This window comes from Actinomadura geliboluensis, from assembly GCF_005889745.1.
GTDB classification, from domain to species: domain Bacteria; phylum Actinomycetota; class Actinomycetes; order Streptosporangiales; family Streptosporangiaceae; genus Spirillospora; species Spirillospora geliboluensis.
On record NZ_VCKZ01000078.1, the window covers coordinates 1 to 25,183 of the forward strand.

Genomic DNA, 25,183 nt, shown 5'->3' on the forward strand with positions numbered 1-25,183 from the left:
GCGTCGATCTGCTGGGTGAGGGCGCTGGCCTGTTGCCAGAGTCCCCAGGCGAGGGAGGTGGCGGGGAGTCCTTGTGCGTGGCGGTGGTGGGCGAGGGCGTCGAGGTAGGTGTTGGCGGCGGCGTAGTTGGCTTGTCCTGGGTTGCCGAGGGTTCCGGCTGCGGAGGAGTAGAGGACGAAGGCCGACAGCTCGCGGTCTTGGGTGAGGTCGTGCAGGTTCCAGGCGGCGTCGACCTTGGGGCGCAGGACGGTGTCGAGCTGTTCGGGGGTGAGGTTGAGGACGGTGGCATCGTCGATGATGCCGGCGGTGTGGATGACGGCCGTCAGGTCGGGGATGGTGTCGAGGACGTCGGCCAGGGCGGTGCGGTCGGCCAGGTCGCAGGCGGTGATGGTGACGTCGGCGCCCAGCTCGGTGAGTTCGGCGGCGAGTTCGTCAGCCCCGGGAGCGTCCGGGCCTCGGCGGCTGACGAGCACCAGTTTCTGGACGCCGTGGTGGGTGATGAGGTGGCGGGCGGCGAGGGCGCCGAGGGTGCCGGTGCCGCCGGTGATCAGGACGGTGCCGTCGGTGTCCAGGGTGGAGGGGTGGCCGTCGGCCGGGGGCTGCGCACGGACCAGCCGCGGGACGTAGGACCGTCCGTCCCGGACGGCCAGCTGCGGCTCTTCCGCCAGCAGAGCAGGGGAGACGAGCACTTCGCCGGGCTCGCCCTCGGCGCGGTCGATCAGGAGCAGCCGGTCGGGGTTCTCGTTCTGCGCCACCCGGACCAGGCCCCAGATCGTCGCGGCGGCCAGGTCGCGGAGCGGGTCGTCCGCGCCGATCGCGACGGCGCCGCGCGTGACGACCGCGAGCCGGCCGGTCGAGTCCTCGTCCGCGAGGAACTCCTGGACGCGTGCCAGGACGTGCCGGGTGGCGGCGTGGGCGGCCTCGACGGGGGCGACGCCGTCAGGCGACTCCCACGACAGCACCTCCAGATGGGGAGCCTCGTCCAGGCTGACGAGGTCGGCGTCATCGGCTTCGACCGGCTTCCAGACCGCGACATGAAGGGGGAGGCTCCCGCCGCTGAGCTGTGCCGGGTCGGCCTGCCTCGTCACAAGGGACTCCACCGTCAGCACCGGCGCGCCCGCGGTGTCGACGATCTCCAGCGACATGGTGTCGGCGTCCACGACACGGACACGGGCGCGCAACCGGCTGCCGCCGCGCGCGTGCAGCGTCACTCCGCTCCAGGAGAACGGCACCCCGAGCCGCACGTTCGGGTCCTGCCGGAACTTCTCCGCGATGAAGGACTGGAGAGCGGCGTCCAAGAGCCCGGGATGCACACCGAACGCCCCTGCGCCGGTGCCTTCGGGGAGCTCCAGCTCGCTGTAGATCGTGTCGCCGTCCAGCCAGGCCGACTTCAAGCCGAGGAACAGCGGTCCGTAGCCGAACCCCATCGCGGCCAGCCCGTGCTGCATCTCCTCGACGTCCAGCGGCGTCGCCTCGGCGGACGGCGGCCACGGCACGGACGCGACCGGCGCGGGCTCGCCGGAGCCCAGCGTCCCGGTGGCGTGCCGGGTCCATTCGGTGTCGGGCAGTGCGTCGGCCGGCCGGGAGTGCAGCGTCACGGAACGGCGCCCCGACGCGTCCGCGACCGACACGGCCAGCCGCAGATGCAGCGCACCCCGCTCGGGAACCGCGAGGAAGGCGTGGTGGGTCAGCTCCTCGATGTGCCCGCCGCCGGTCTCCTCCGCGGCGCGCAGCAGGAGATCGACGTACGCGGCGCCGGGGACGACGGCCACACCGTTGATGAGGTGCTCGGAAAGCCACGGGTGCGTGGCCGTGGACAGCCGTCCGGTGAAGACGTGCCCTTCCTCATCGGCCAACTCGATCGCGGCGTCGAGGAGCGGATGGTCGACGTCGCTCTGCCCCAGCTCGCCCGGACTGACCGCGACCGTGGAGTTGAGCCAGTAGGGCTGGCGCTGGAAGGCGTATGTGGGCAGGTCGGTGGGTGTGCCTGTGAGGACGGTGTCCCAGTTGGGTGTGACCCCGTGGGTGTGGAGTTCGGCTAGCGCTGTCAGGGCTGCGTGGACTTCGTCGCTCTTGGGCTTTTGCGCGGCGGTGGTGGTGGGTTCGGGGTCGATGAGGCCGGTGTTCTGGGTGAGTGTGGTGAGGGTGTTGTCGGGCCCGATCTCTAGGTAATGGACGATGTGGTGTTGCTGGTGGAGGGTTGAGACGGCGTGGTGGTAGTCGACGGTGTTGCGGATGTGGTTGGTCCAGTAATCAGGTGTGGTGATGTCTCCGGGGTTGGTCGTGGTGATCGGAATTTGCGGTGAGTGGTAGGTGATTTGCTCGGCGGCCGCCCGGAATTCCTTCAACATCGGTTCCATGAGGGGTGAGTGGAAGGCGTGGCTGACGTTGAGGGTTTTGGTTTTGCGGCCTTGGCCGGTGAAGTGTGCGGCGACGGTGTGGGCTTGGTCGTGGTCGCCGGAGATGACCAGGGAGTGAGGGGTGTTGATGGCGGCGATGCTGAGCTGGCCGGTGAGGTGTGGCTGGAGTTCTTGGGCGGTGGCTTGGATGGCGATCATGGCGCCGATGGAGGGGAGTTGCTGCATGAGCCGGCCGCGTACGGTGACTAGGTGGGCGGCGTCGGGGAGGGTGAGGGTGCCGGTGATGTGGGCGGCGGTGATTTCGCCGATGGAGTGTCCGGCGAGGTGGTCGGGCTGCAGGCCCCAGTGCTCGTAGAGCCGGTATAGGGCGGTCTCGAACGCGAAGAGGGCGGGTTGGGCGTTCCCGGTCTGGTGCAGGTCGGGGCTGTCGCTGAACATCAGCTCTTTCAGGCCATCGGGCAGGTACTGCATGGCCTCATCGAGAGCGTCTGCGAAGACGGGGAATGCCTCGTAGAGTTCGCGTCCCATGCCGGGACGTTGGCTCCCCTGTCCGGTGAACAGCACCGCGATTTTCCCGCTGTGGGCCTGCTGCACGGTTATGTTGGAAAGCCCCGCGAGCATTTCCTCACGCGTGCGTCCGATGACGGCGGCGCGGTGGTCGAAATGTGCCCGGGTCGTCGCCAGTGAATAGGCAACATCACCGATATTCGCTTCGGGGTGCCGGTTCAGGTGTTCGGTGAGGCGGATGGCCTGGTCGTGCACGGCGTGCTCGGTCTTGCCCGACAGCACCCAGGGCACGATCAACGGCTCGGGTGCGTCCTCCGGCTCCTCGGTTTCCTCGGCTGGCTCGGCGGCGGCCTCCAGGATGATGTGGGCGTTGGTGCCGCTGATCCCGAAGGACGACACTCCGGCGCGGCGGGGGCGTCCGGTGTCGGGCCAAGGCGTGGCCTCCGACAGCAGTTCCACGGCTCCCGCAGACCAGTCGACCTGCGGGGACGGCTCGTCCACATGCAGGGTCTTGGGCAGGACGCCCTCCTGCATGGCCATGACCATCTTGACGATCCCGGCGACTCCGGCCGCCGCCTGGGCATGGCCGATGTTCGATTTGATCGACCCGAGCCACAACGGCGCAGCGCCGTCCCGGCCCTGCCCGTAAGTGGCCAGCAGCGCTTGGGCCTCGATCGGGTCGCCGAGCCGGGTGCCCGTACCGTGCGCCTCGACCGCGTCCACCCCTTCCGGGGGTAGTTCGGCGTTGGCGAGGGCTTGGCGGATGACCTGTTCCTGGGCGGGGCCGTTGGGGGCGGTGAGCCCGTTGCTGGCGCCGTCCTGGTTGATCGCGCTGCCGCGCACCACCGCCAACACGCGGTGCCCGTTCCGGACCGCGTCCGACAGGCGCTCCAGCACGAACATGCCCGCGCCTTCGGCCCAGGCCGTGCCGTCGGCGCCGGCGGCGAAGGACTTGCAGCGGCCGTCCGGTGAGAGGCCGCGCTGACGGCTGAACTCCAGGAAGATCCCGGGGCTCGGCATCACCGTGGCGCCGCCCGCCAGCGCCATGTCGCACTCGCCGTGCCGGAGCGACTGGCAGGCCAGGTGCAGGGCGACCAGCGAGGACGAGCAGGCGGTGTCCACCGTGACGGCCGGGCCTTCGAAGCCGAACGTGTAGGCGACCCGCCCGGACGCGACGCTCGCCGCGATGCCGGTCAGGACGTACCCCTCGGCTTCCTCCGGCGCCGGGTACCGCAGGGACGCGTACTCCTGCGCGGCGACGCCCGTGAACACGCCGGTGCCGCTGCCGCGCAGCGCCGACGGGTCGATGCCACCGCGTTCGAGCGCCTCCCAGGACGTCTCCAGCAGCAGCCGCTGCTGCGGGTCCATCGCCAGGGCCTCGCGCGGGCTGATGCCGAAGAACCCCGCGTCGAAGCGGTCGGCGTCGTGGAGGAAGCCGCCGTGCCGGACGTAGGTCTTCCCCGGCGCGTCCGGGTCGGGGTCGTAGAGGTCGTCCACCGCCCAGCCGCGGTTGCGCGGGAACGCGGTGACCGCGTCGCGCTCCTCGGCGACGAGCCGCCACAGCGCCTCGGGGGAGTCCGCGCCGCCGGGGAAGCGGCAGGCCATCCCGACGATCGCGACCGGCTCGGGCCGCCGGTCCTGCTCCAGTTCCTTGAGCCGCCGGCGCGCCTGTGCGAGGTCGGCGGTCACCCGCTTCAGGTAGTCGCGCAGCTTCTCTTCGTTGGCAGTCGCCATCGAGCCCGCCCCCTTCGTCACAGTTCGTTGTCGATGAAGCTGAAGATCTCCTCGTCGCTGGCCGCGTCGAGCGCCGCCGCCGGATCGGACGGCGGCCCCTCGGCGGACTCGGCGGGGTCCTCAGCGGCGGCTCCGGCGAGCTCGTTGAGCCGGAACAGGAAGTCCTTGAGGCGGCCGGTGAGCCGGTCGCGCAGTTCGGCGTCGGGCGGGGCGGCGAGCACCCCGGCCTCCAGCCGCTCCAGTTCGGCGAGCGCGGCGGGGGCGGCGGCCTCCTCGGCGGGAGCCAGCGCACCCGCCAGGTGCTCGGCGAGTTCGACCGGCGTCGGGTGGTCGAAGATCAGCGCCGCGGGCAGGCGGCGGCCGACGGCGGCCCCCAGCCGGTTGCGCAGCTCCACGGCGGTCAGCGAGTCGAAGCCCGTGTCCTTGAACGCCGTGTCGGGATCGACGGCGTCACCGTCCGCGTGTCCGAGGACTGCGGCGGCCTCGTCCCGCACCAACTGGAGCAGTGCCTCTGTGCGGCGTGCCGGGGGAAGCGCCGCCCAGTGCGCCTCCGCCGTCCGCCCGTCCCGGACGGCCGGGCTGCCGGTGGCGGCGGCGCGCGACGGGCGGCTGCGGACCGTGCCGCCCGTCAGCGCGGGCCCGAGCCGGGCCGGGACCACGGTCGCCCGCGCGGACGGGACGGCCCGGTCGAACAGCGCGAGCCCGTCGTCCGGCGACATCGGCAGGATGCCCGTGCGGGCCATGCGGTCCCGGTCGGCGGCGGACAGGTCGCCGGCCATCCCGCCCGGCTGCTCCCACAGGCCCCAGGCCAGCGAGACGGCGGGCAGGCCGCGGGCGCGGCGCTCGTGCGCGACGGCGTCCAGGGCGGCGTTGGCGGCGGCGTAGGCGGCCTGGCCCGCGTTGCCGAGCGTCCCGGCCAGCGAGGAGAACAGGACGAACGCGGCCAGGTCGGTCCCGGCGGTGAGCTCGTCCAGGTGCCGGGCGGCCGTGGCCTTGGCGGCCATGACCCGGTCGAGCCGGTCCGGGGTGAGGGACGCGAAGGTCCCGTCGTCCAGGACGCCCGCCGTGTGCACGACGCCGGTCAGCGGATGCTCGGCCGGGATCGCGTCCAGCGCCGCCGCGAGCGCGTCCCGGTCGGAGACGTCGCAGGCGGCGACCGTCACCGTCGCGCCCAGCTCGCCTAGCGCCGAGGTCAGCTCGGTGGTGCACCCGGCGTCCGGGCCGCTGCGGCTGACCAGCAGCAGGTGCCGGACGCCGTGCACGGCCGCCAGATGCCGGGCCACGAGCCCGCCCAGCGCCCCGGTGCCGCCCGTGACGAGCACCGTGCCCTCGGGGTCGAACGGCGCGGGGACGGTCAGCACCACCTTGCCGATGTGCCGGGCCTGGCTGACGAACCGGAACGCCTCCGGCGCCCGGCGCACGTCCCAGGCGGTGACCGGCGGCGGCGCCAGCACCCCGCGCTCGAACAGCCCGACCAGGTCGGTGAGCATGCTCTGCACCAGGTCGGGGTCGGCGTCGGCGAGGTCGAACGGCCGGTAGTCGACGTCCGGATGTCCGGCCGCCACCTCCTCGGCGGAACGGAGGTCGGTCTTGCCCATCTCCAGGAAACCGCCGCCGCGCGGCAGCAGCCGCAGCGACGCGTCCACGAAGTCCCCGGCGAGCGAGTTCAGCACCACGTCCACGCCCTCGCCGCGCGTGGCGGCCTTCACGTCGGCCTCGAAGCCGAGCGTGCGCGAGTCCGCGAGGTGGTCGCCGTCGAAGCCGAGGGTCGCCCGCAGCACCGCGTGCTTCCCGGTGCTCGCCGTGCCGAAGACCTCGGCGCCCCAGTGCCGGGCGAGCTGGACGGCGGCCATGCCGACCCCGCCCGCCGCGGCGTGCACCAGCAGCCGCTGCCCGCGCCGCAGACCCGCCAGCTCCTTCAGCCCGTAGTAGGCGGTGAGGAACACCACCGGCACGGCGGCGGCCTCGGCGAAGGTCCAGCCGGACGGCATCCGGGTCACGCACCGCCGGTCGGCGACCGCGACCGGTCCCATCGCGCCCGGGAACAGGCCCATCACCCGGTCGCCGACGCCGATCCCGGTGACGTCCGCGCCCACCTCGGTCACCACGCCCGCGGCCTCGCCGCCGATCGACACCGCGCCCGGATACATGCCGAGCGCCATCAGCACGTCCCGGAAGTTGAGCCCGGCCGCGCGGACCGCGATCCGCACCTCACCCGGCCCCAGCGGACGGACGGCCTCGGGCGCGGGGACCAGCGCCAGTCCGGTGAGCGCGCCCGGCTCGACGGCGTCCACCCGCCAGGCGGGCGCGTCAGCCGGCGGCACCAACTCCGCGTCGTCGGCGCCGGAGCTGAGCCGCGGCGCCAGGAACGCGCCGTCCCGCAGCGCGAGCTGCTCCTCACCGGTCGCGAGCAGTAGGGCCACCGGCACCGCATCGAGGTCACCGTCGATGTCGATGTCGGCCAGGACGATCCGGCCGGGCTCCTCCCGCTGGGCCGCGCGGACCAGACCCCACACACCGGCGGCGCCGGGATCGGTGATCCGCTCGCCCTCGCGCGCCGCGACGGTGTGCCCGGTGACGACCACGAGCCGCTCGTCGGCGGGCGGCTCAGCGGCCAGCCATTCCTGGACTAGCGTGAGCGCGTCGTGAATACCGTCGGGTCGGACGAGCTCGTACGGGCCCGTGGACGGCTCCGGCGGCACCGCGACCGGCACCCAGTCGAGGCGGTACAGGGGGTCGTCGACCTGGAGCGCTGCGGCCAGCCGACCCGGCGTCACGGGACGGACGGTCAGCGACTCGACCGTGGCCACCGGCGTGCCCGTGGTGTCGGTGAGCGTGAGTGACCATGCGTCGGGACCGACCGGCGACAGCGTCACCCGCACATGAGCGGCGCCGACCGCATGTAGGGCGACCCCGGACCATGCGAACGGCAGCACGACCGCACCGGGCTCCGTGCCCGGCGCCAGACCGAGCGGATGCAGCGCGGCGTCCAGCAGCGCCGGATGGATACCGAAGCTACTGACCTCGCCGGGCTGCTCCACCTCGGCGTGCAGCGTCGTCCCGTCCCGCCAGACCGCGCGCAACCCTTGGAACGCGGGACCGTAGTCCAGGCCCAGTTCGGCGAGGACTTCATAGGGGTTCGTCTCGACCCGCACGGCACCAGGCGGCGGCCAGGCCGTCGTGGCGTCGGGTGCCTCAACCTCTGGCGCGTCCTGCGTGAGCACACCCGTCGCGTGCTCCACCCACGCCGCGTCAGGCCCGGACCGCGAACGGACGGAGCACGACCGCCGACCGTCCTCGCCCTCTGCTCCGACAGTGATCTGGAGGTGGGTGTCGTGGTCTTGATGGAGGACGAGCGGGGTCTGGAGCGTGAGGTCGTGGATGTGGGGAGTGTCGGTGGTCTCTGCGGTGTGGAGGACGAGGTCGAGGAGAGCGGTGGCGGGGAGCAGCGTGTGGTTGTGGACGGTGTGGTCGTGGAGCCACGGGTGGTCGTGGGTGCTGATGCGTCCGGTGAAGAGGTGCCCGCCGTCCGGGAGGTCGGCGTGCGCGTGGAGGAACGGGTGGTCGATCGTGTCGAGCCCGAGGCCGCGCGCGTCGCTGAGAGTGGTGGAGGCATGGAGCCAGTAGGGGTGGCGTTGGAAGGCGTAGGTGGGCAGGTCGGTGGGTTTACCGGTGACGACGTTGTCCCAGTTGGGGGTGACCCCGTGGGTGTGGAGTTCGGCTAGCGCATCGACGGCTGCGTGTACTTCGTTGGTCTTGGGCTTTTGTGCGGCGGTGATGCTGGGCTCTGGATCGGTGAGGCCGCTGTTCTGGGTGAGTTTGGTGAGGGTGTTGTCGGGTCCGATTTCGAGGTAGTGGGCGATCTGGTGTTGCTGGTGGAGGGTCGTGACGGCGTGGTGGTAGTCGACGGTGTTGCGGATGTGGTTGGTCCAGTAATCAGGTGTGGTGATGTCGCCGGGGTTGGTCGTGGTGATCGGAATCTGCGGTGCGTGATAAGTGATCTGCTCGGCAGCCTCCCGGAATTCCTTCAATACCGGTTCCATGAGGGGTGAGTGGAAGGCGTGGCTGACGTTGAGGGTTTTGGTTTTGCGGCCTTGGTCGGTGAAGTGTGCGGCGACGGTGTGGGCTTGGTCGTGGGCGCCGGAGATGACCAGGGAGTGAGGCGTGTTGATGGCGGCGATGCTGAGCTGGTCGGTCAGGTGCGGCTGGAGCTCTTGGGCGGTGGCTTGGATGGCGATCATGGCGCCGGTGGCGGGGAGTTGCTGCATGAGGTGGCCGCGCACAGTCACCAGGTGGGCGGCGTCGGGGAGGGTGAGGGTGCCGGCGATGTGGGCGGCGGTGATTTCGCCGATGGAGTGTCCGGCGAGGTGGTCGGGCCGTAGGCCCCAGTGCTCGTAGAGCCGGTAGAGCGCGGTCTCGAACGCGAACAGGGCGGGTTGGGCGTTCCCGGTCTGGTGTAGATCGGGACTGTCGCTGAACATCAGCTCTTTCAGGCCATCGGGAAGGTACTGCATGGCCTCATCGACAGCGTCCGCGAAGACGGGGAAGCTCTCGTAGAGTTCGCGTCCCATGCCCGGGCGTTGGCTCCCCTGTCCGGTGAACAGAACCGCGAGTTTTCCGCTGCGAGCCTGCTGCACGGTGATTTTGGCAAGCCCTGCCAGCATCTCCTCACGGGAGGGCCCGACAACGGCCGCACGATTATCGAAATGCACCCGAGTTTTCGCCAGTGAATAGGCGATATCGCCGATGTTCAGTTCAGGGTGTTCGTGGATGTGTTCGGCGAGGCGGGCAGCCTGATCCCGCACGGCCTGTTCGGTCTTGCCCGACAGCACCCAAGGCACGATCACCGGCTCCGGTGCGTCCTCCGGCTCCTCGGCCTCCCCGCCGGCGGCCTCCAGGATGATGTGGGCGTTCGTCCCGCTGATTCCGAAGGACGACACTCCGGCTCGGCGCGGGTGGTCGGTTTCCGGCCAAGGGGTGTTCTCCGTGAGAAGGGAGACCGCGCCCGATTCCCAATCGACGTGCGGGGACGGCTCGTCCACGTGCAGCGTCTTGGGCAGGACGCCTTCCCGCATGCCCATGACCATCTTGATGATCCCGGCGACCCCGGCCGCCGCCTGCGCATGCCCGATGTTCGACTTGACCGACCCCAGCCACAGCGGCGCGGCGCCGTCCCGTCCCTGCCCGTAGGTGGCCAGCAGCGCTTGGGCCTCGATCGGGTCGCCCAATTTGGTGCCAGTCCCGTGTGCTTCGACCGCGTCGATCTCCTCGGTGGTGAGTCCGGCGTCGGCCAGGGCAGCTCGGATGACGCGTTGCTGCGACGGTCCGTTCGGTGCGGAGAGTTGGCTGCTCGCGCCGTCCTGGTTGACCGCGCTGCCGCGGATCACCGCGAGGATCCGGTGCCCGTTCGCCTGCGCGTCCGACAGCTTCTCCAGCAGCAGGAGACCGGCGCCTTCGCCGAGGATCGTGCCGTCCGCCGCCGCCGCGAAGGCTTTCACGCGGGCGTCGGCGGCGAGGCCGCGCTGACGGCTGAACTCCAGGAAGCTGGCCGGGGTCGCCATGACGGTGACGCCGCCCGCGAGGGCCATGTCGCACTCGCCGTTCCGCAGTGCCTGCGCGGCCAGGTGGACGGCCACGAGCGACGATGAGCACGCCGTGTCGACCGTGACCGCCGGGCCCTCCAGCCCGAACGTGTACGCGACCCGCCCGGACGCGACGCTGTAGGCGCTGCCCGTGCCGAGGTACGCCTCGAACTCCTCCGGGGGACGGTGCCAGAGCCGGCCGCCGTAGTCCCCGTACATGACGCCCGCGAAGACGCCCGTCCGGGAACCGCGCAGCGTCCCCGGGTCGATCCCGGCCCGCTCGAACGCCTCCCAGGCGGTCTCCAGCAGCAACCGCTGCTGCGGGTCGATCGCGAGGGCCTCGCGCGGGCTGATGCCGAAGAATGCCGCGTCGAAGTGGTCGGCGTCCTCCAGGAAGCCGCCCTCGCGGACGTAGCAGCGGCCCGCGGCGGCGGGGTCGGGGTCGTACAGGTCGGCGTCCCAGCCGCGGTCGGCGGGGAAGGGGCGGATCGAGTCCCGCCCCTCGGCGACCAGCCGCCACAGCCCCTCCGGGGAGTCCACGCCGCCGGGGTAGCGGCAGCTCATCGCCACGACCGCGACCGGCTCCGGTCCGGCGGCGGCCTCCGCGAGCCGCCGCCGGGTCCGGTGCAGCTCGGTCGTCACCCGCTTCAGGTAGTCGCGGAGGCGTTCCTCGGCGGAGGCCGGAGGCGTGGACGACTCGGAAATGGACATCGGCGGCTGACCCTTCGCACTGGCGGACATCAGGTGATTCCGAGCTCCTTGTCGATGAAGTCGAAGACCTCGTCGTCGGTGGCGGACTCGATCCGGGCGCCGACCGCGGCGGCCGGGTCGGCGCCGGTCAGCTTCAGCAGGAAGTCCTCGAGGCGGGCGGCGAGTTCGGCGCGGGCCTCGCGGGTGACGGCGGGCAGCAGCGGCTCCAGCCGGCTGATCTCGTCCAGGACGGGCTGGGCGCCGGCGGCCTCGCGCGGTGCGAGCCGTTCGTCCAGGTAGCCGGCCAGCGCCGCCGGGTCGGGGTAGTCGAAGCCCATCGTGGCGGGCAGCCGCAGGCCGGTCGCGGCGGCCAGGCGGTTGCGGAGCTCCACCGCGGTCAGCGAGTCGAAGCCCATGTCCAGGAAGCCGCGCTCGGGATCGACGCGGTCCGGGGAGCCGTGCCCCAGGACCACGGCGGCCTCGCCGCGCACCAGCGCGAGCAGCTCCGCGCGGCGCTCCGCCGCGTCCAGCCCGGCCAGCCGCCGTGTCAGGCCGCCGTCGCCGGTCGCCGCCGCGCGTCCCGCCGGTACGCGGACGAGTCCGCTCAGCAGCGGCGGCAGCAGACCGGCGGCGGCCTGCTCGCGCAGCCGCGCGCGGTCCAGCCGCAGCGGCACGGCCACGGCCTCGTCCAGCGCGAGCGCGGCGTCGAACGCGGCGAGTCCGGCGGCGGTGTCCAGCGGGGCGAGGCCGGTCCGGGCGAGGCGTGCCCGGTCGGCGCCGCTCAGGTCGCGGGTCATGCCGGTGTCCTGCTCCCACAGCCCCCAGGCGAGCGAGAGGGCGGGCAGGCCGAGCGCCCGGCGGTGCGCGGCCAGCGCGTCGAGGTAGGCGTTCGCGGCGGCGTAGCCGCCCTGCCCGGCCGTGCCGAGCACCCCAGCGGACGAGGAGTACAGGACGAAGGCCGACAGGTCGCGGTCTTGGGTGAGCTCGTGCAGGTTCCAGGCGGCGTCCGCCTTCGCCCGCAGCACGCCGTCCACTTGGCCGGGGCTGAGCGACATGGCGGTGCCGTCGTCGCGGACTCCGGCGGCGTGCACCACCGTCGTCAGGTCCGGCAGCCCGGCGAGCAGTGTGGCGAGCGCGTCCCGGTCGGCGGCGTCGAGGGCCGCGACCGTTACCTCGGCGCCCGCCGCGGCCAGCTCGTCGCACAGCTCGGCGGCGCCCGGTGCGGCCGGGCCGCGCCGGCCGGCCAGCACCAGCCGCCGGGTGCCGTGGCGCTCCACCAGGTGGCGGGCGAGGGCGCCGCCCAGCGTCCCGGTGCCGCCGGTGATGAGCACCGAGTCGAAGGAGGGGGCCGCGCCGCCTCCGTCCGGCGGCGCGGCCCGGACCAGGCGCGGCACCCGGACGGCACCGTCCCGCAGCGCCAGTTGCGGTTCGTCTCCGGCCAGCGCGGCGGGCAGCGCCACAGCGGACGCGTCGGTCCCGTCGAGATCGACGACGGTGACCCGGCCCGGGTGCTCGCTCTGGACGGACCTGGCCAGACCCCACACCGCGGCGGCGGACAGATCCGGCTCGCCGGTGCCCGCGACCGCGTCCCGGGTCACCAGAACCAGCCGGGAGCCGGTGAAGCGGTCGTCGCCGAGCCAGCCCTGCAGCAGCGCGAGCGCGTCCAGCACGGTCGTGTGCACCTCGCCGCCGCTGATCGGGACGAGGACGGCCGAGGGGACCGGGGCGCCCGCGTCCACGGCGGCGCGCAGCTCGTCGAGGCCGGAGTGCGTCCTTCCCGCGAGGCCGCCGAGCCGCAGGGCCGCGCGGGCCGCGTCGCCGCCGACCACCGCCCACGCCCGGCCCGGTGCGGCGCTGCCCAGAATCGGGGCGGCGACCCAGTCGACCCGGTGGAGCACGCCGCCGGCGTCCCCGGACGGACGCAGCCGCTCGGGACTGATGGGCCGGATCACGAGGGACTCGACCGTGGCGACCGGACGGCCGTCCGCGTCGGTCGCCTCCAGCGAGACCGAGTCGTCGCCCGTCTGAGTGAGGCGCACGCGGAGCGCGGTGGGCGCGGCTGAATGGCACGTCACGCCCGTCCAGGCGAACGGCAGCGGCACGCCATCGGAGCCCTGGCTCGCGGCCGGGCGCAAGAACACCGTGTGCAGGGCAGCGTCCAGTAGTGCGGGGTGAAGGAGATGGCCGCCTGTGTCGAGGTCTGCGCCTAGTTCAACCTCGGCGTAGACGTCGTCGCCGCGGCGCCAGGCGGCGCGCAGACCTTGGAAGGCGGGACCGTAGCCGAGGCCCTGGTCGAGCAGCGTGTCGTAGAGGTCGTCCACGTCTACCGGCTCGGCACCAGGCGGCGGCCACGCCTCCGTGCTCTGCGGCCCGTCCACAGCCGAGAGCGGGGCCAGGGTGCCGGTGGCGTGCTGCTCCCACTCGGCGTCCTCGGCACCGGACGGCCGGGACCGGACGGTCAGCGCACGCCGGCCGTCCGCACCCGACGGAGGCCCAGCGAGCATCTGCACCTGAACGCCGCCGCCCTCCGGGACGACCAGCGGCGTGTGCAGCGTCAGGTCGTCCACGCGCCCGCATCCGGTGCGCGCCGCGACGTGCAGGGCCAGGTCGGCGAGCGCCGCCCCCGGCAGCAGCACCACGTCCAGCACCCGGTGGTCGGCCAGCCACGGGTGGTCGTCCTGCGAGAGCCGTCCGGTGAACAGCCGTCCGCCGTCCGGAAGCTCGGTCGCGGCGGCCAGCAGCGGATGGTCCTGCGGGTCGAGCCCGGCCGCGGTGACGCCCGCCGCCGCGTCCGTCTCGGGCGGCGCGTCCAGCCAGTAGGGCCGGTGCTGGAAGGCGTAGGTGGGCAGCTCCGGCACCGGCTCGCCGTCCCGCCCGGCGAAGAGCCGGTCCCAGCGCACCGGCAGGCCGTGCGCGTGGGCCTGGGCGAGCGAGGTGAGCAGGCGGGACGCCCCGCCGTCGTCGCGCCGCAGCGTGCCGAGCGCGGCGGCGCCGGAGCCCGCGTCCTCGGCGGTCTCCTCGACCGGCCCGGTCAGCACCGGATGCGGGCTCGCCTCGACGAACAGGCCGTGGCCGTCCGCCAGCAGCAGCCGGACGGCCTCCTCGAACCGCACCGGCCGCCGCAGGTTCCGATACCAGTAGGCGGCGTCGAGTTCGGCGGTGTCGATCCGGGCGGCGGTGACGGAAGAGTAGAACGGGACCGCCGGAGCCTGCGGCCGGACGTGCGCGAGCTCGGCGAGCAGCCGCTCCTCGACCGCCTCCACGTGGTGGCAGTGGGACGCGTAGTCCACCGGGATCGTCCGGGCCCGGACGCCCGCGCTCCGGCAGTCCGCGACCAGCCGCGCGACCGCGTCCGGGTCGCCCGCGACGACGGTGGCGGACGGGCCGTTGACCGCCGCGACCCGCACCTCCTCGTACGCGCCCGCGAGCATGTCGCGGACCCGCGCGGCGGGCAGCGGCACCGCCGCCATCGCGCCCGTCCCGGCGAGCGCGGTGATCGCCCGGCTGCGGATCGCCACCACGGCGGCGGCGTCCTCCAGGCTGAGCGCCCCGGCGACGTGGGCGGCGGCGATCTCGCCCTGGGAGTGGCCGAGCACCGCGTCCGGGCGGATGCCGCACGCCTCCCACACCCGGGCGAGCGAGACCATCACGGCGAACAGCGCGGGCTGCACCACATCGACCCGCTCCAGCGGGGGCGCGTCCGGAGCGCCGCGCAGAACGTCCTCCAGCGACCAGTCGACGTGCGGGGCCAGCGCCTCGGCGCAGGCGCGCATGTGCCGGCGGAACAGCGGCGAGGCGTCCAGCAGCTCGACCGCCATGCCCTCCCATTGCGAGCCCTGGCCGGGGAAGACGAACACGGTCCCGCCGGACGCGCCTGCGGCGGCCGTGCCCCGGACGAGCGCGGTGGCGGGGTCGTCCCGGATGAGCGAGTCCAGCGCGTCGCGCAGGACGTCGGGCGTGCTGCCGACGATCACGGCCCGGTGGTCGTGGTGGGTGCGCGCGGCGAGGGCCCGCCCGACCGCCACGGGGTCGGCCGCCGCCGGGTCGGTCTCCGTGGTGATGAAGTCCAGGAGGCGGGCGGCCTGCCCGCGCAACGCGTCTGGGCTCTTGCCGGAGAGCAGCCAGGGCGTGACGGCGTCCGCCAGGACGGCGGGGGCGTCGTCGCGAGTGGCCTCGGCGTCCGCCGGTGCGGGCGGCGGCGGTGGGGACTCCAGCACGACGTGGGCGTTCGTGCCGCTGACCCCGAACGACGAGACGCCCGCCCGGAGGGGACGGTCCGCCTCCGGCCACGGGACCGGCTCGGTGAGCAGCCGGACCGCGCCCGCCGCCCAGTCCACGTGCGAGGTCGGCCGGTCCACGTGCAGCGTCCGGGGCAGCACGCCCGCCCGCATCGCCATGACCATCTTGATCACCCCGGCGACGCCCGCGGCGGCCTGCGCGTGCCCGATGTTCGACTTGATCGACCCGAGCCACAGCGGACGGTCGTCCGGCCGGTCCTGCCCGTAGGCGGCGAGGAGGGCCTGGGCCTCGATCGGGTCGCCGAGCGTGGTGCCGGTCCCGTGCGCCTCCACGGCGTCGACCTCGTGCGGGGCCACCCCGGCGGCGGCGAGCGCGGCGCGGATCACCCGCTGCTGCGACGGACCGTTCGGCGCGGTCAGCCCGTTGCTGGCGCCGTCCTGGTTGACGGCGCTGCCGCGCACCACGGCGAGGACCCGGTGCCCGTTGCGCCGCGCGTCCGACAGGCGCTCCACCAGCAGCATGCCGATCCCCTCGGAGAAGCCCGTGCCGTCGGCGGCGTCCGCGAACGGCTTGCACCGGCCGTCGGGCGCGAGGCCGCGCTGCCGGCTGAACTCGATGAACGTCATCGGCGTCGCCATGACGGTGACGCCGCCGGCGAGGGCCATGTCGCACTCGCCGTTCCGCAGCGCCTGCGCCGCGAGATGCAGGGCGACCAGCGAGGACGAGCAGGCCGTGTCGACCGTGACCGCCGGGCCCTCGAAGCCGAAGGTGTAGGCGACCCGGCCGGACGCCACGCTGCCGTGGCTCCCGTTGCGCAGGTACCCCTCCAGCTCCTCGGGGGCCGTCCGGAGCCGCGCCCCGTAGTCGCCGTACATCACCCCGGCGAAGACCCCGGTGCGGCTGCCGCGCGCCGTGTCCGGGTCGATCCCGGCGTGCTCGAACGCCTCCCAGGTGGCCTCCAGGAGGAGCCGCTGCTGCGGGTCCGTGGCCAGGGCCTCGCGCGGGCTCATCCCGAAGAAGTCGGCGTCGAACAGCTCGGCGCCGTCGAGGAACCCGCCGTGCCGGGTGGTGCTGGTGCCCGGCCGGTCCGGATCCGGGTCGTAGAGCTCCTCGACGTTCCAGCCGCGGTGCTCGGGGAAGGCGCCGATGGCGTCCCGGTCCGCCGCGACGAGCCGCCACAGGTCCCGGGCCGAACGCACGCCCCCGGGGAAGCGGCACGCCATGCCGACGATCGCGATCGGCTCGTCGGCCGCCGCGGACGCGGCGGCGGTGGGGGCGCCGTCCGCCGGGCCGCCGGTCAGTTCCGCCCGCAGGCGCGAGGCCAGCGCGGCGGGGGTCGGGTGGTCGAAGACCAGCGTCGCCGGGAGCCGCAGCCCCGTCGCCGCCGTCAGCCGGTTGCGCAGCTCGACCGCCGTCAGCGAGTCGATGCCCAGCTCCTTGAACGCGCGGTCGCCGTCGGCGCGCTCGCCGGGCGCGTGGCCGAGCACCGCCGCCGTGTGGGTGCGGACCAGGTCCAGCAGCGCGCGCTCCCGCTCTTCGGGGGAGAGCGCCGCCAGCCGCGCCGGCCAGTCCGCCGGGCCGGTCGCGCCCGTCGTGGTGCGGCGCGCGGGCGTGCGGACCAGGCCGCGCAGGACGGCCGGGATCCCGGCACGGTCCCTGCCACGGAACGCCTTGGCGTCGATCCGGGTCGGGACCGGCACGGCCGTGTCGGTCGTCAGTGCGGCGTCCAGCAGCGCCAGCCCCTGGTCGGTGGGCAGCGGCAGGACGCCGCCGCGCGCCATCCGCGCCAGGTCGGCGGCGTCGAGGTGGCCGGTCATGCCGCTCGCCTCCGCCCACAGACCCCAGGCAAGCGACCGCGCCGGCAGGCCCTCGGCGCGGCGCTGCTCGGCGAGCGCGTCCAGGAACCGGTTCGCGGCGGCGTAGCCGGACTGGCCCGGCGTGCCGACCGTCCCGGCCACAGACGAGAACAGGACGAAGTCAGCCAGATCCAGGTCGCGGGTCAGCTCGTGCAGGTGCCAGGCCGCGTCCGCCTTCGGACGCAGCACCGTGTCGAGCCGGTCCGGGGTGAGCGCGCCGACAACGCCGTCATCGAGCGTCCCGGCCGCGTGCACGACGGCGACGAGCGGACGGTCGTCGGGCACCGCGCCGAGGACGGCGGCGAGCGCGTCGCGGTCGGCCGCGTCGCAGGCGGCGAACGTCGCGGCGGCGCCGTGCGCGGCGAGTTCGGCCTCCAGCTCCCGCGCGCCGGGCGCGTCGGCGCCGCGCCTGCTGAGCAGCAGCAGGTGACGGACGCCGTGCTCGGCCGCCAGACGGCGCGCCACCAGCCCGCCGAGGGTGCCGCTCGCTCCGGTGATCAGGACGGTTCCGTCGCCGAACCGGGGAAGCGGCTGCGTGCCCGGCGTCGTCCGGACGAGCCGTGGTGCTCGCGCACCGTCGGCGCGCAGGGCGAGCTCGGGCTCGCCGGTCGCCAGCGCCGCCGCTGTGTTCTCGGCATCCTCGGCATCGAGCAGGACGAACCGGCCGGGGTTCTCCCGCTCGGCGGAACGGACCAGCCCCCACACCACAGCGGCGGCGGGGTCGGGCGTCTCGTCCGGAGACACGGCCACGGCCCGCCGGGTGTGCACCACCAGCCGCGACTCGGCGAAGCGGTCATCGGACAGCCAGCGCTGCACCGCCTCAAGGGCGGCGTGAGCAGCCGACCGCGCCGCGTCCGGCGGGGAGGTCTCGGGTGCTGCAGTCGGGGGTGTGTAGAGGACGAACTCCGGCACGGCCGCGTCCGACGGGAGGACGTCCTCGAACAGGGCCACCGTGACGGTGTCGTCCTCGGAGGTCTCCACCGGCGTCCAGGCGATCTCGTAGAGCGCGTCGGACGTGGCGGGGGCGATCTCGTCCAGCCGAACCTGGCGCGTGGTCAGGGCCCGCACCGCCGCGAGCGGGTTGCCGGAGGTGTCGCTGAGCAGCACCTCGACCGTTTCGTCCGACAAGGGAGACCAGCGGACCCGCACCGCCGCCACCCCGGAACCAGAACCGGAACCGTGCAGCCGGACCCCCGACCAGGAGAACGGCAGCGCGACCTGGCCCGGCCCGCCGGACCCCAGCGGCCCGCCGAGCGCGAGCGCGTGCAGCGCGGCGTCGAGCAGCGCGGGATGGACGCCGAACCGCGCCGCCTCGGCGGTCTGCTCCTCGGCGAGGACCGCCTCGGCGTAAACGGTGTCGCCGACCTTCCAGGCGCTCTGGAGCCCCTGGAAGGCGGGACCGTACTCGTAGCCGTCCTCGGCCAGCCGCTCGTACAGGCCGGACACCGGGACCGGAGTCGCGCCCGGCGGCGGCCAGGCGGCGAGCCGGTCCGGCCCCGCGACCCCGGCCGGAGCCTCGACCGCGAGGACGCCGGTCGCGTGCCGCGTCCACGGCTCGTCGTCGTCCGCGCCGCCGCGTGCGTGGACCGCGACCGACCGCCGCCCCGCCTCCTCCGGACCCACGGTCACCTGGATCCGGACCTCGGCCCCGTCCGGCAGCGCCAGCGGCGCCTCCAGAGTCAGATCGTCGATCTGCGCGCACCCCGCCCGCTCCGCCGCGCACGACACCAGCTCGATCAGCGCGGCCCCGGGCAGCAGCACGGTGCCCGCCACGGCGTGGTCGGCCAGCCACGGGTGCGCCGAGGTCGAGACCCGGCCGGTCAGCACCAGCCGTCCGTCATCGGCGAGGTCCAAGGCGGACGTCAGCAGCGGATGGTCCAGACCGTCGTGCGAGCCGCCGCCCGCTGACGCGTCCAGCCAGTAGCGGTTGCGCTGGAACGGGTAGGTCGGCAGCTCGCTCTTGACGGTCCCGGCGCACGAAGCGCTGAAGGCAGGTGCCCAGTCCACCTCGACGCCGCGGACGTGCAGCTCCGCCAGGGACGTCAGCATCCGATCCATGCCGCCGTCGTCGCGCCGCAAGGAACCGGCGACCACGGTGTCCGCGGTCTCGCCGTCGAGCGCGTCCGCGATGCCGGTGGTCAGTACGGGATGCGGGCTGACCTCGACGAACACCCCGTGACCGGCGTCCCGCAGCGCCCGCACGGCGGGCTCGAACAGCACCGTCCGGCGCAGGTTGGCGTACCAGTACCCGGCGTCCAAGGTCGCGGTGTCGACCGGCTCCCCGGTGACGGTCGAGTAGAACGCGACGCCGGTGGAGCGCGGTTCGATCCCGGCGAGCGCCTCCGCCAGCGCCTCCTCGATGGCCTCCACGTGGGCGGAGTGCGAGGCGTAGTCCACCGGGACCGTGCGGGCGCGCACCCCTCCGGCCTCGCAGTCGGCGACGAACGCGGCGACCGCGTCCGGGGCGCCGGAGACGACCGTGGCGGCCGGCCCGTTCACCGCCGCGATCTCCAGCCGCCCGGCCCGGTCCTCCAGCCGCGCCGCGACCTCGGCGGCGGGCAGCGCGACCGAGGCCATGCCGCCCGTCCCGGCCAGCGCCGTGAGGACCCGGCTGCGCAGCGCCGCCACCTTCGCGGCGTCCTCCAGCGACAGCGCGCCCGCGACGCACGCCGCCGCGATCTCGCCCTGCGAGTGCCCGACGACGGCGTCCGGGCGGACGCCGAAGGACCGCCACAGCGCGGCGATCGAGACCATCATCGCGAAGAGGGCCGGCTGGACGACGTCCACCCGGTCCAGGCCGGGCGCGCCCTCGGCCTCGTGCAGCACGTCCAGCAGCGACCAGTCCACGTGCGGGGACAGCGCGCGGTCGCAGTCCTCCATCCGGGCGCGGAAGACCGGCGAGGACGCCAGCAGCTCGCGGGCCATCCCCGCCCACTGGGCCCCCTGCCCGGGGAACACGAACACCGTCCGGCCGGGAGCGCCCGCGACGCCCCGGACGGCCCCGGCGCCCGCGTCGCCCGCCGCCAGCTCCGCCAGCCCGGCCGCTGCCGCGTCCCGGTCACCGGCGACGACCACGGCGCGGTGCTCGAACGACGCGCGGCCGAACGCCAGGGACCGGCCGAGGTCGTCGAGGTCGAGGTCCAGGCCGGGCGCGGCGACGAACGCGCGCAACCGCTCGGCCTGCGCGCGCAGTGCACCCTCGGAACGCGCCGAGACCGTCAGCGGCACCGGGCCGCCCCGCCTCCCGTCCTCCGGAGCGCCGCCCGCGGCCGCGTCCTCGGGGGCCTGCTCGACGATCAGGTGGGCGTTGGTGCCGCTGATCCCGAACGACGACACCCCGGCGCGGCGCGGCCTGTCGGCGTCCGGCCAGGGCGCGGCCTCGGTGAGCAGGGACACCGCGCCCGCCGACCAGTCCACGTGCGGGGTGGGCTCGTCCACGTGCAGGGTCTTCGGCAGGACGCCCTCCCGCAGCGCCATCACCATCTTGATGACCCCGCCCACGCCCGCGGCGGCCTGCGCGTGCCCGATGTTGGACTTGAGCGAGCCGAGCCGCAGCGGACGGTCCGCGGGCCTGCCCCGCCCGTAGGCGGCGAGCAGCGCCTCCGCCTCGATCGGGTCGCCCAGCGCGGTGCCCGTCCCGTGCGCCTCGACCGCGTCCACCGCGTCCGGCGCGAGGCCCGCGTCGGCGAGCGCGGCGCGGATCACCCGCACCTGCGACGGTCCGTTCGGCGCGGTCAGCCCGTTGCTGGCGCCGTCCTGGTTGACCGCCGAACCGCGCAGCACGGCGAGGACGGGATGGCCGTTGCGGCGGGCGTCGCCGAGCCGCTCCAGGACCAGCATCCCCGCGCCCTCCGCCCACGCGGTGCCGTCGGCGGCGGCGGCGAACGCCTTGCACCGGCCGTCGCGGGCCAGCCCGCGCTGCCGGGAGAACTCCACGAACATCCCCGGCCCCGCCATGACCGCGACGCCCCCGGCGATCGCGAGCGAGCACTCGCCCTGCCGGAGCGACTGCCGCGCCAGGTGCAGCGCCACCAGGGACGACGAGCAGGCCGTGTCGACCGTGACGGCCGGCCCCTCCAGCCCGAGGGTGTAGGCGATCCGGCCGGACGCGACGCTCGCCGTCCCGCCCGTGAGCAGATGGCCGTCCAGGCCCGCCGGCGCCTGGTGCAGGGGCGGCCCGTAGTCCTGCGACATCGCGCCGACGTAGACGCCGACCGGCGTGCCGCGCAGCGCGCCGGGATCGATCCCGGCCCGCTCCAGCGCCTCCCACGAGGTCTCCAGCAGCAGCCGCTGCTGCGGGTCCATGGCGGTGGCCTCGCGCGGGCTGATGCCGAAGAAGGCCGGGTCGAACCGGTCGGCGTCGTGGAGGAACCCGCCCTCCCGGACGTAGGACCTGCCGTGCGCGTCCGGGTCGGGGTCGTAGAGGCCGGGAAGGTCCCAGCCCCGTCCCGCCGGGAACCCGCCGATCGCGTCGCCGCCGTCCAGCACCAGCCGCCAGAGCTCCTCGGGGGAGCCGACCCCGCCGGGGAAGCGGCAGCCCATCCCGACGACGACGATCGGGTCGGAGTCGTCCGCCGCCGGCACGGCCGCGGCCGCGTCGCCGACCGGCTCGCCCGCCAGCTCGGCGCGCAGGTGCCGGGCCACGGCGGCGGGGGTGGGATGGTCGAAGAGGAGCGCGGCGGGGAGCCGGAGCCCGGTCGCGGCACCGAGCCGGTTGCGGAGCTCCACCGACGACACCGAGTCGAAGCCGAGTTCCTTGAACGTCCGGGCGGCGTCCACGGCGCCGGGCGCGGAATGCCCGGCGATGACGGCGATGTTCGCGCGGACGAGGTCAAGCAGATCGTGCTCCGAGGCGGTCTCCTGAGCCGCCTCCACGACCACCGGACGGGCGGAAGCCTCCATCGGAGCCGCCGTCGTGGTCGTGGTCTCGTCCGGCCAGTACCGCTCGCGGTCGAAGGCGTAGGTGGGCAGGGCGACCCGGCGGACCTCCCGTCCGCCGAAGACCGAGGCCCACGCCACCGGGACGCCGTGGACGTGGAGCCGGGCCAGCGCCTCCAGCATCCGCTCCCATCCGCCGTCGTCGCGGCGCAGCGAACCGACGACCACGGGGGACGCGTCCGCCTCTGCTGAAGCGTCCTCCCATGTCTCCTGCACGCCCGCGGTGAGCACGGGGTGCGGGCTCGCCTCGACGAAGGTCCGGTGGCCGTCCTCGGCGAGGGCCCGCACCGCCCGGTCGAACAGCACCGGCCGGCGGAGGTTGGCGTACCAGTAGGCGGCGTCCAGTTGCGTGGTGTCGATCCGCCCACCGGTCACCGTGGAGTAGAAGGCCACCTCCGACTCCCGGGGCGTGATGCCCGCGAGCGCCGCCAGCAGGTCGTCCTGGACGGGCTCGACGTACGGGGAGTGCGACGCGTAGTCCACGGGCACCGTCCGCGCGCGGACGCCGTCGGCCTCGCACGCCGCGACCAGCGCGGCGACCGCCTCGGCGTCGCCGGACACCACCGTCGAGCGCGGGCCGTTCGCCGCCGCGACCGCGAGCCCCCGACCGAGGCCCGCGAGGCGGGCTTCGGTCTCGGCCGGGGACAGCGCGACGGCCGCCATGCCGCCGCCGCGCGGCAGCGTGGCGAGCGCCCGGCTGCGCAGCGCCACCACCTTCGCGGCGTCCTCCAGCGACAGCGCGCCCGCGACGCACGCCGCCGCGATCTCGCCCTGCGAATGGCCGACCACCGCGTCCGGCGCCACGCCGAGCGACCGCCACAGCCCCGCCAGCGCCACCATGACCGCGAAGAGCGCGGGCTGGACGACGTCCACCCGCTCCAGCGGCGGCGCGCCGGGGGCCTGCCGCAGGACGTCGATGAGCGACCAGCCGTCGGTGTGCGGGGCGAGCGCCTCGGCGCAGCGCTCCAGCTCCCCGGCGAAGACCTCGGAAGAGTCGAGCAGGTCAACGGCCATCCCCGCCCACTGCGAACCCTGTCCGGGGAACACGAACACGGTATTGCCGGGGTCGGAGGCGGTGCCCTCGGTCAGGCCGGCGGCCGGGAGCCCGCGCGCGAGCGCGTCCAGGCCGTCCAGCAGGTCATCACGACCCCGCCCGACGAGCACCGCGCGGTGAGCGAAGGACGTCCTGGTGGTGGCCAGCGACCATCCCACGTCGCCGAGCGCGGACGCCGGCCCGCCGCCGGCGTGCTCCCGCAGCCGCGCCGCCTGCGCCCGCAGCGACCTCCGGCTCGCCGCCGACAGCACCCACGGCGTCCACTCCGGCGGGACCGCCGTCGCAGGTCCGGTGTCCGCGGCGGCGGACGTCTCCGCACTCGTCGCGCCGAGCAGGACGTGGCAGTTGGTGCCGCCCATGCCGAACGAACTGACCCCGGCGACCGGCGTCCCGGACGGCCAGTCCTCGGGCTCGACCTGGACGGACAAGTTGGCGGCATCGAGGTCGATCGCGGGGTTCGGCGAGGCGAAGTTCAGGCTGGGCGGCAGGAACCGGTGCCGCAGCGCGAGCGCCGTCTTGATCAGGCCGGCGATGCCCGCCGCCGCCTCCAGATGCCCGATGTTGGTCTTCACCGAGCCGACGCGCAGCGGATCGCCCGGCGTCCGGGCCGAGCCGAGCGCGCGCCCGAGCGCCGCCGCCTCGATCGGGTCGCCGACACGGGTTCCGGTGCCGTGCAGCTCCACGTACTGGACCTCGGCCGGGTCGACGTCCGCGTCCGCGCAGGCCCGGCGCACCACCTCGGCCTGGGCGTCGCTGCTCGGCACGGTGAGCCCCGGCCCGTCGCCGTCGTTGTTGACCGCGCTGCCGAGGACCGTGCAGTAGATGGCGTCGCCGTCCGCGAGGGCGCGGGCCAGCGGCTTGAGCACCACGATCCCGGCGCCCTCGCCGCGCACATAGCCGTCGGCGCGGGCGTCGAAGGTGCGGCACCGCCCCTCCGGGGACAGCCCGCCGAACAGCTCCGAACTCCTCGTGCTCTCCCGCAGCACCGCCAGGTTGACGCCGCCGGCGAGGGCGAGCGAGGACTCGCCGCGCCGCAGGCTCTGCACCGCAAGATGCACCGCGACCAGGGACGACGACTGCGCGGTGTCCACCGTCATGCTGGGCCCGCGCAGCCCGAACGCGTACGAGAGCCGATTGGCGATGACACCCCGGTTCATGCCGGTCATGGAGTGCCGGTTCATCGCCGCGCCGCCGTCCCGGTACAGCAGCGCGGCGTAGTCGCCCCACGTCGCGCCGACGAAGACCCCGGTGGCGGTGCCCGCCAGCGACGCCGGGACGATCCCGGCGTCCTCCAGGGCCTCCCAGCCGAGCTCCATCACGAGCCGCTGCTGCGGGTCCATCGTCGTCGCCTCGATGGGGGAGACGCCGAAGAAGCCGGCGTCGAAGCGGTCGATGTGCTCCAGGAAGGCCCCGTGCCCGCCCGGACCGTCCACCGGGCGCCCGCCCCAGCGGTCCGCGGGCGCCCGCGAGACGGCGTCGCGGCCGTCGCGGAGCAGGCGCCAGAAAGCGGCCGGGTCGGGGGCGCCGGGGAACCGGCAGGCGATGCCTACGATCGCGTACGCGTCGTCCATGTCGTCGTGTCTCAGCCGCAGAGCCGGTAATTCGTCTCGTAGACGTTCTGGCCGTCCCGCTGCTCGACGAGCCGGAACGTCCGCGTCCCGAACTTGCCCGCGTAACGGCCGCTCTTGCCGACCGCGCTGAGCGTCAGCACCTTGCCTTCGAGCGCCTGGCTGATGGACGTGATCCCGGTGGCCCGGATCGTCCCGTCGCCGTAGACGTCGGTGCTGTCGACCCACTGCAGGTTGTCCAGCACCACGGGGATCAGCTTCGCCGTGCCGTCGGCCGTGCCGACCTTGGCGCCGGACGCGTCGAAGAACTCGTCGTGGAACGTCGAGACGTCCCCGAGGCTCGGCCCCGCAGGCGCGACGTCGGTCCGGTCCACGATGGTCACGACCTCCGTGAGACCGGTGATGTTCACGCAGTCCCACCGCTTGCTCTCGGCGTGCGCGGCGGACCCGGCGCTCACGCAGGCGAGCGCCGTCAACGTCGTGAGCGCGATGGTCCCCGGCTTCCGCACGGACGGCCGCATGGCGGTTCCCTAAGATCGTTTTGTCTGGAGTGAGTCGCTCTGGATGCCCAGGGCGACGGGGTGTGGCTGATGGTTGTTTGCCGCTGTTGTGGCTTGAAAGGAATGGCCGCCTCGTCGCCCTGGACGCCCTGGCC

The 25,183-nt window shown here is 74.3% G+C and carries 4 protein-coding genes; all 4 read right to left on the reverse strand.

The window, feature by feature from the left end:
* A partial coding sequence (locus ETD96_RS13485; RefSeq protein WP_138636672.1) for a type I polyketide synthase occupies positions 1-4,601 on the reverse strand: 4,601 nt, incomplete at its 3' end.
* Positions 4,602-4,618: 17 nt separating this feature from the next.
* Positions 4,619-10,894: a type I polyketide synthase gene (locus ETD96_RS13490; protein ID WP_171069014.1), complete on the reverse strand. Its 6,276-nt coding sequence runs from the start codon at positions 10,892-10,894 to the stop codon at positions 4,619-4,621.
* A gap of 29 nt (positions 10,895-10,923) precedes the next feature.
* Positions 10,924-24,531 carry a type I polyketide synthase gene (locus ETD96_RS46635; protein WP_138636674.1) on the reverse strand — a complete coding sequence of 4,536 codons (13,608 nt, stop codon included), beginning with the start codon at positions 24,529-24,531 and terminating at the stop codon, positions 10,924-10,926.
* A gap of 11 nt (positions 24,532-24,542) precedes the next feature.
* Complete coding sequence (locus tag ETD96_RS13500; RefSeq protein ID WP_138636675.1) at positions 24,543-25,049, reverse strand: allene oxide cyclase barrel-like domain-containing protein; 507 nt, start codon at positions 25,047-25,049, stop codon at positions 24,543-24,545.
* Between the last annotated feature and the right edge of the window lie 134 nt (positions 25,050-25,183).

What these genes read in the sequence shown, in the direction of transcription:
- ETD96_RS13500 (WP_138636675.1), bottom strand. Translation starts at nt 25,049, where the DNA reads ATGCGGCCGTCCGTGCGGAAGCCGGGGACCATCGCGCTCACGACGTTG.
- ETD96_RS46635 (WP_138636674.1), bottom strand. Translation starts at nt 24,531, where the DNA reads ATGGACGACGCGTACGCGATCGTAGGCATCGCCTGCCGGTTCCCCGGC.
- ETD96_RS13490 (WP_171069014.1), bottom strand. Translation starts at nt 10,894, where the DNA reads ATGTCCATTTCCGAGTCGTCCACGCCTCCGGCCTCCGCCGAGGAACGC.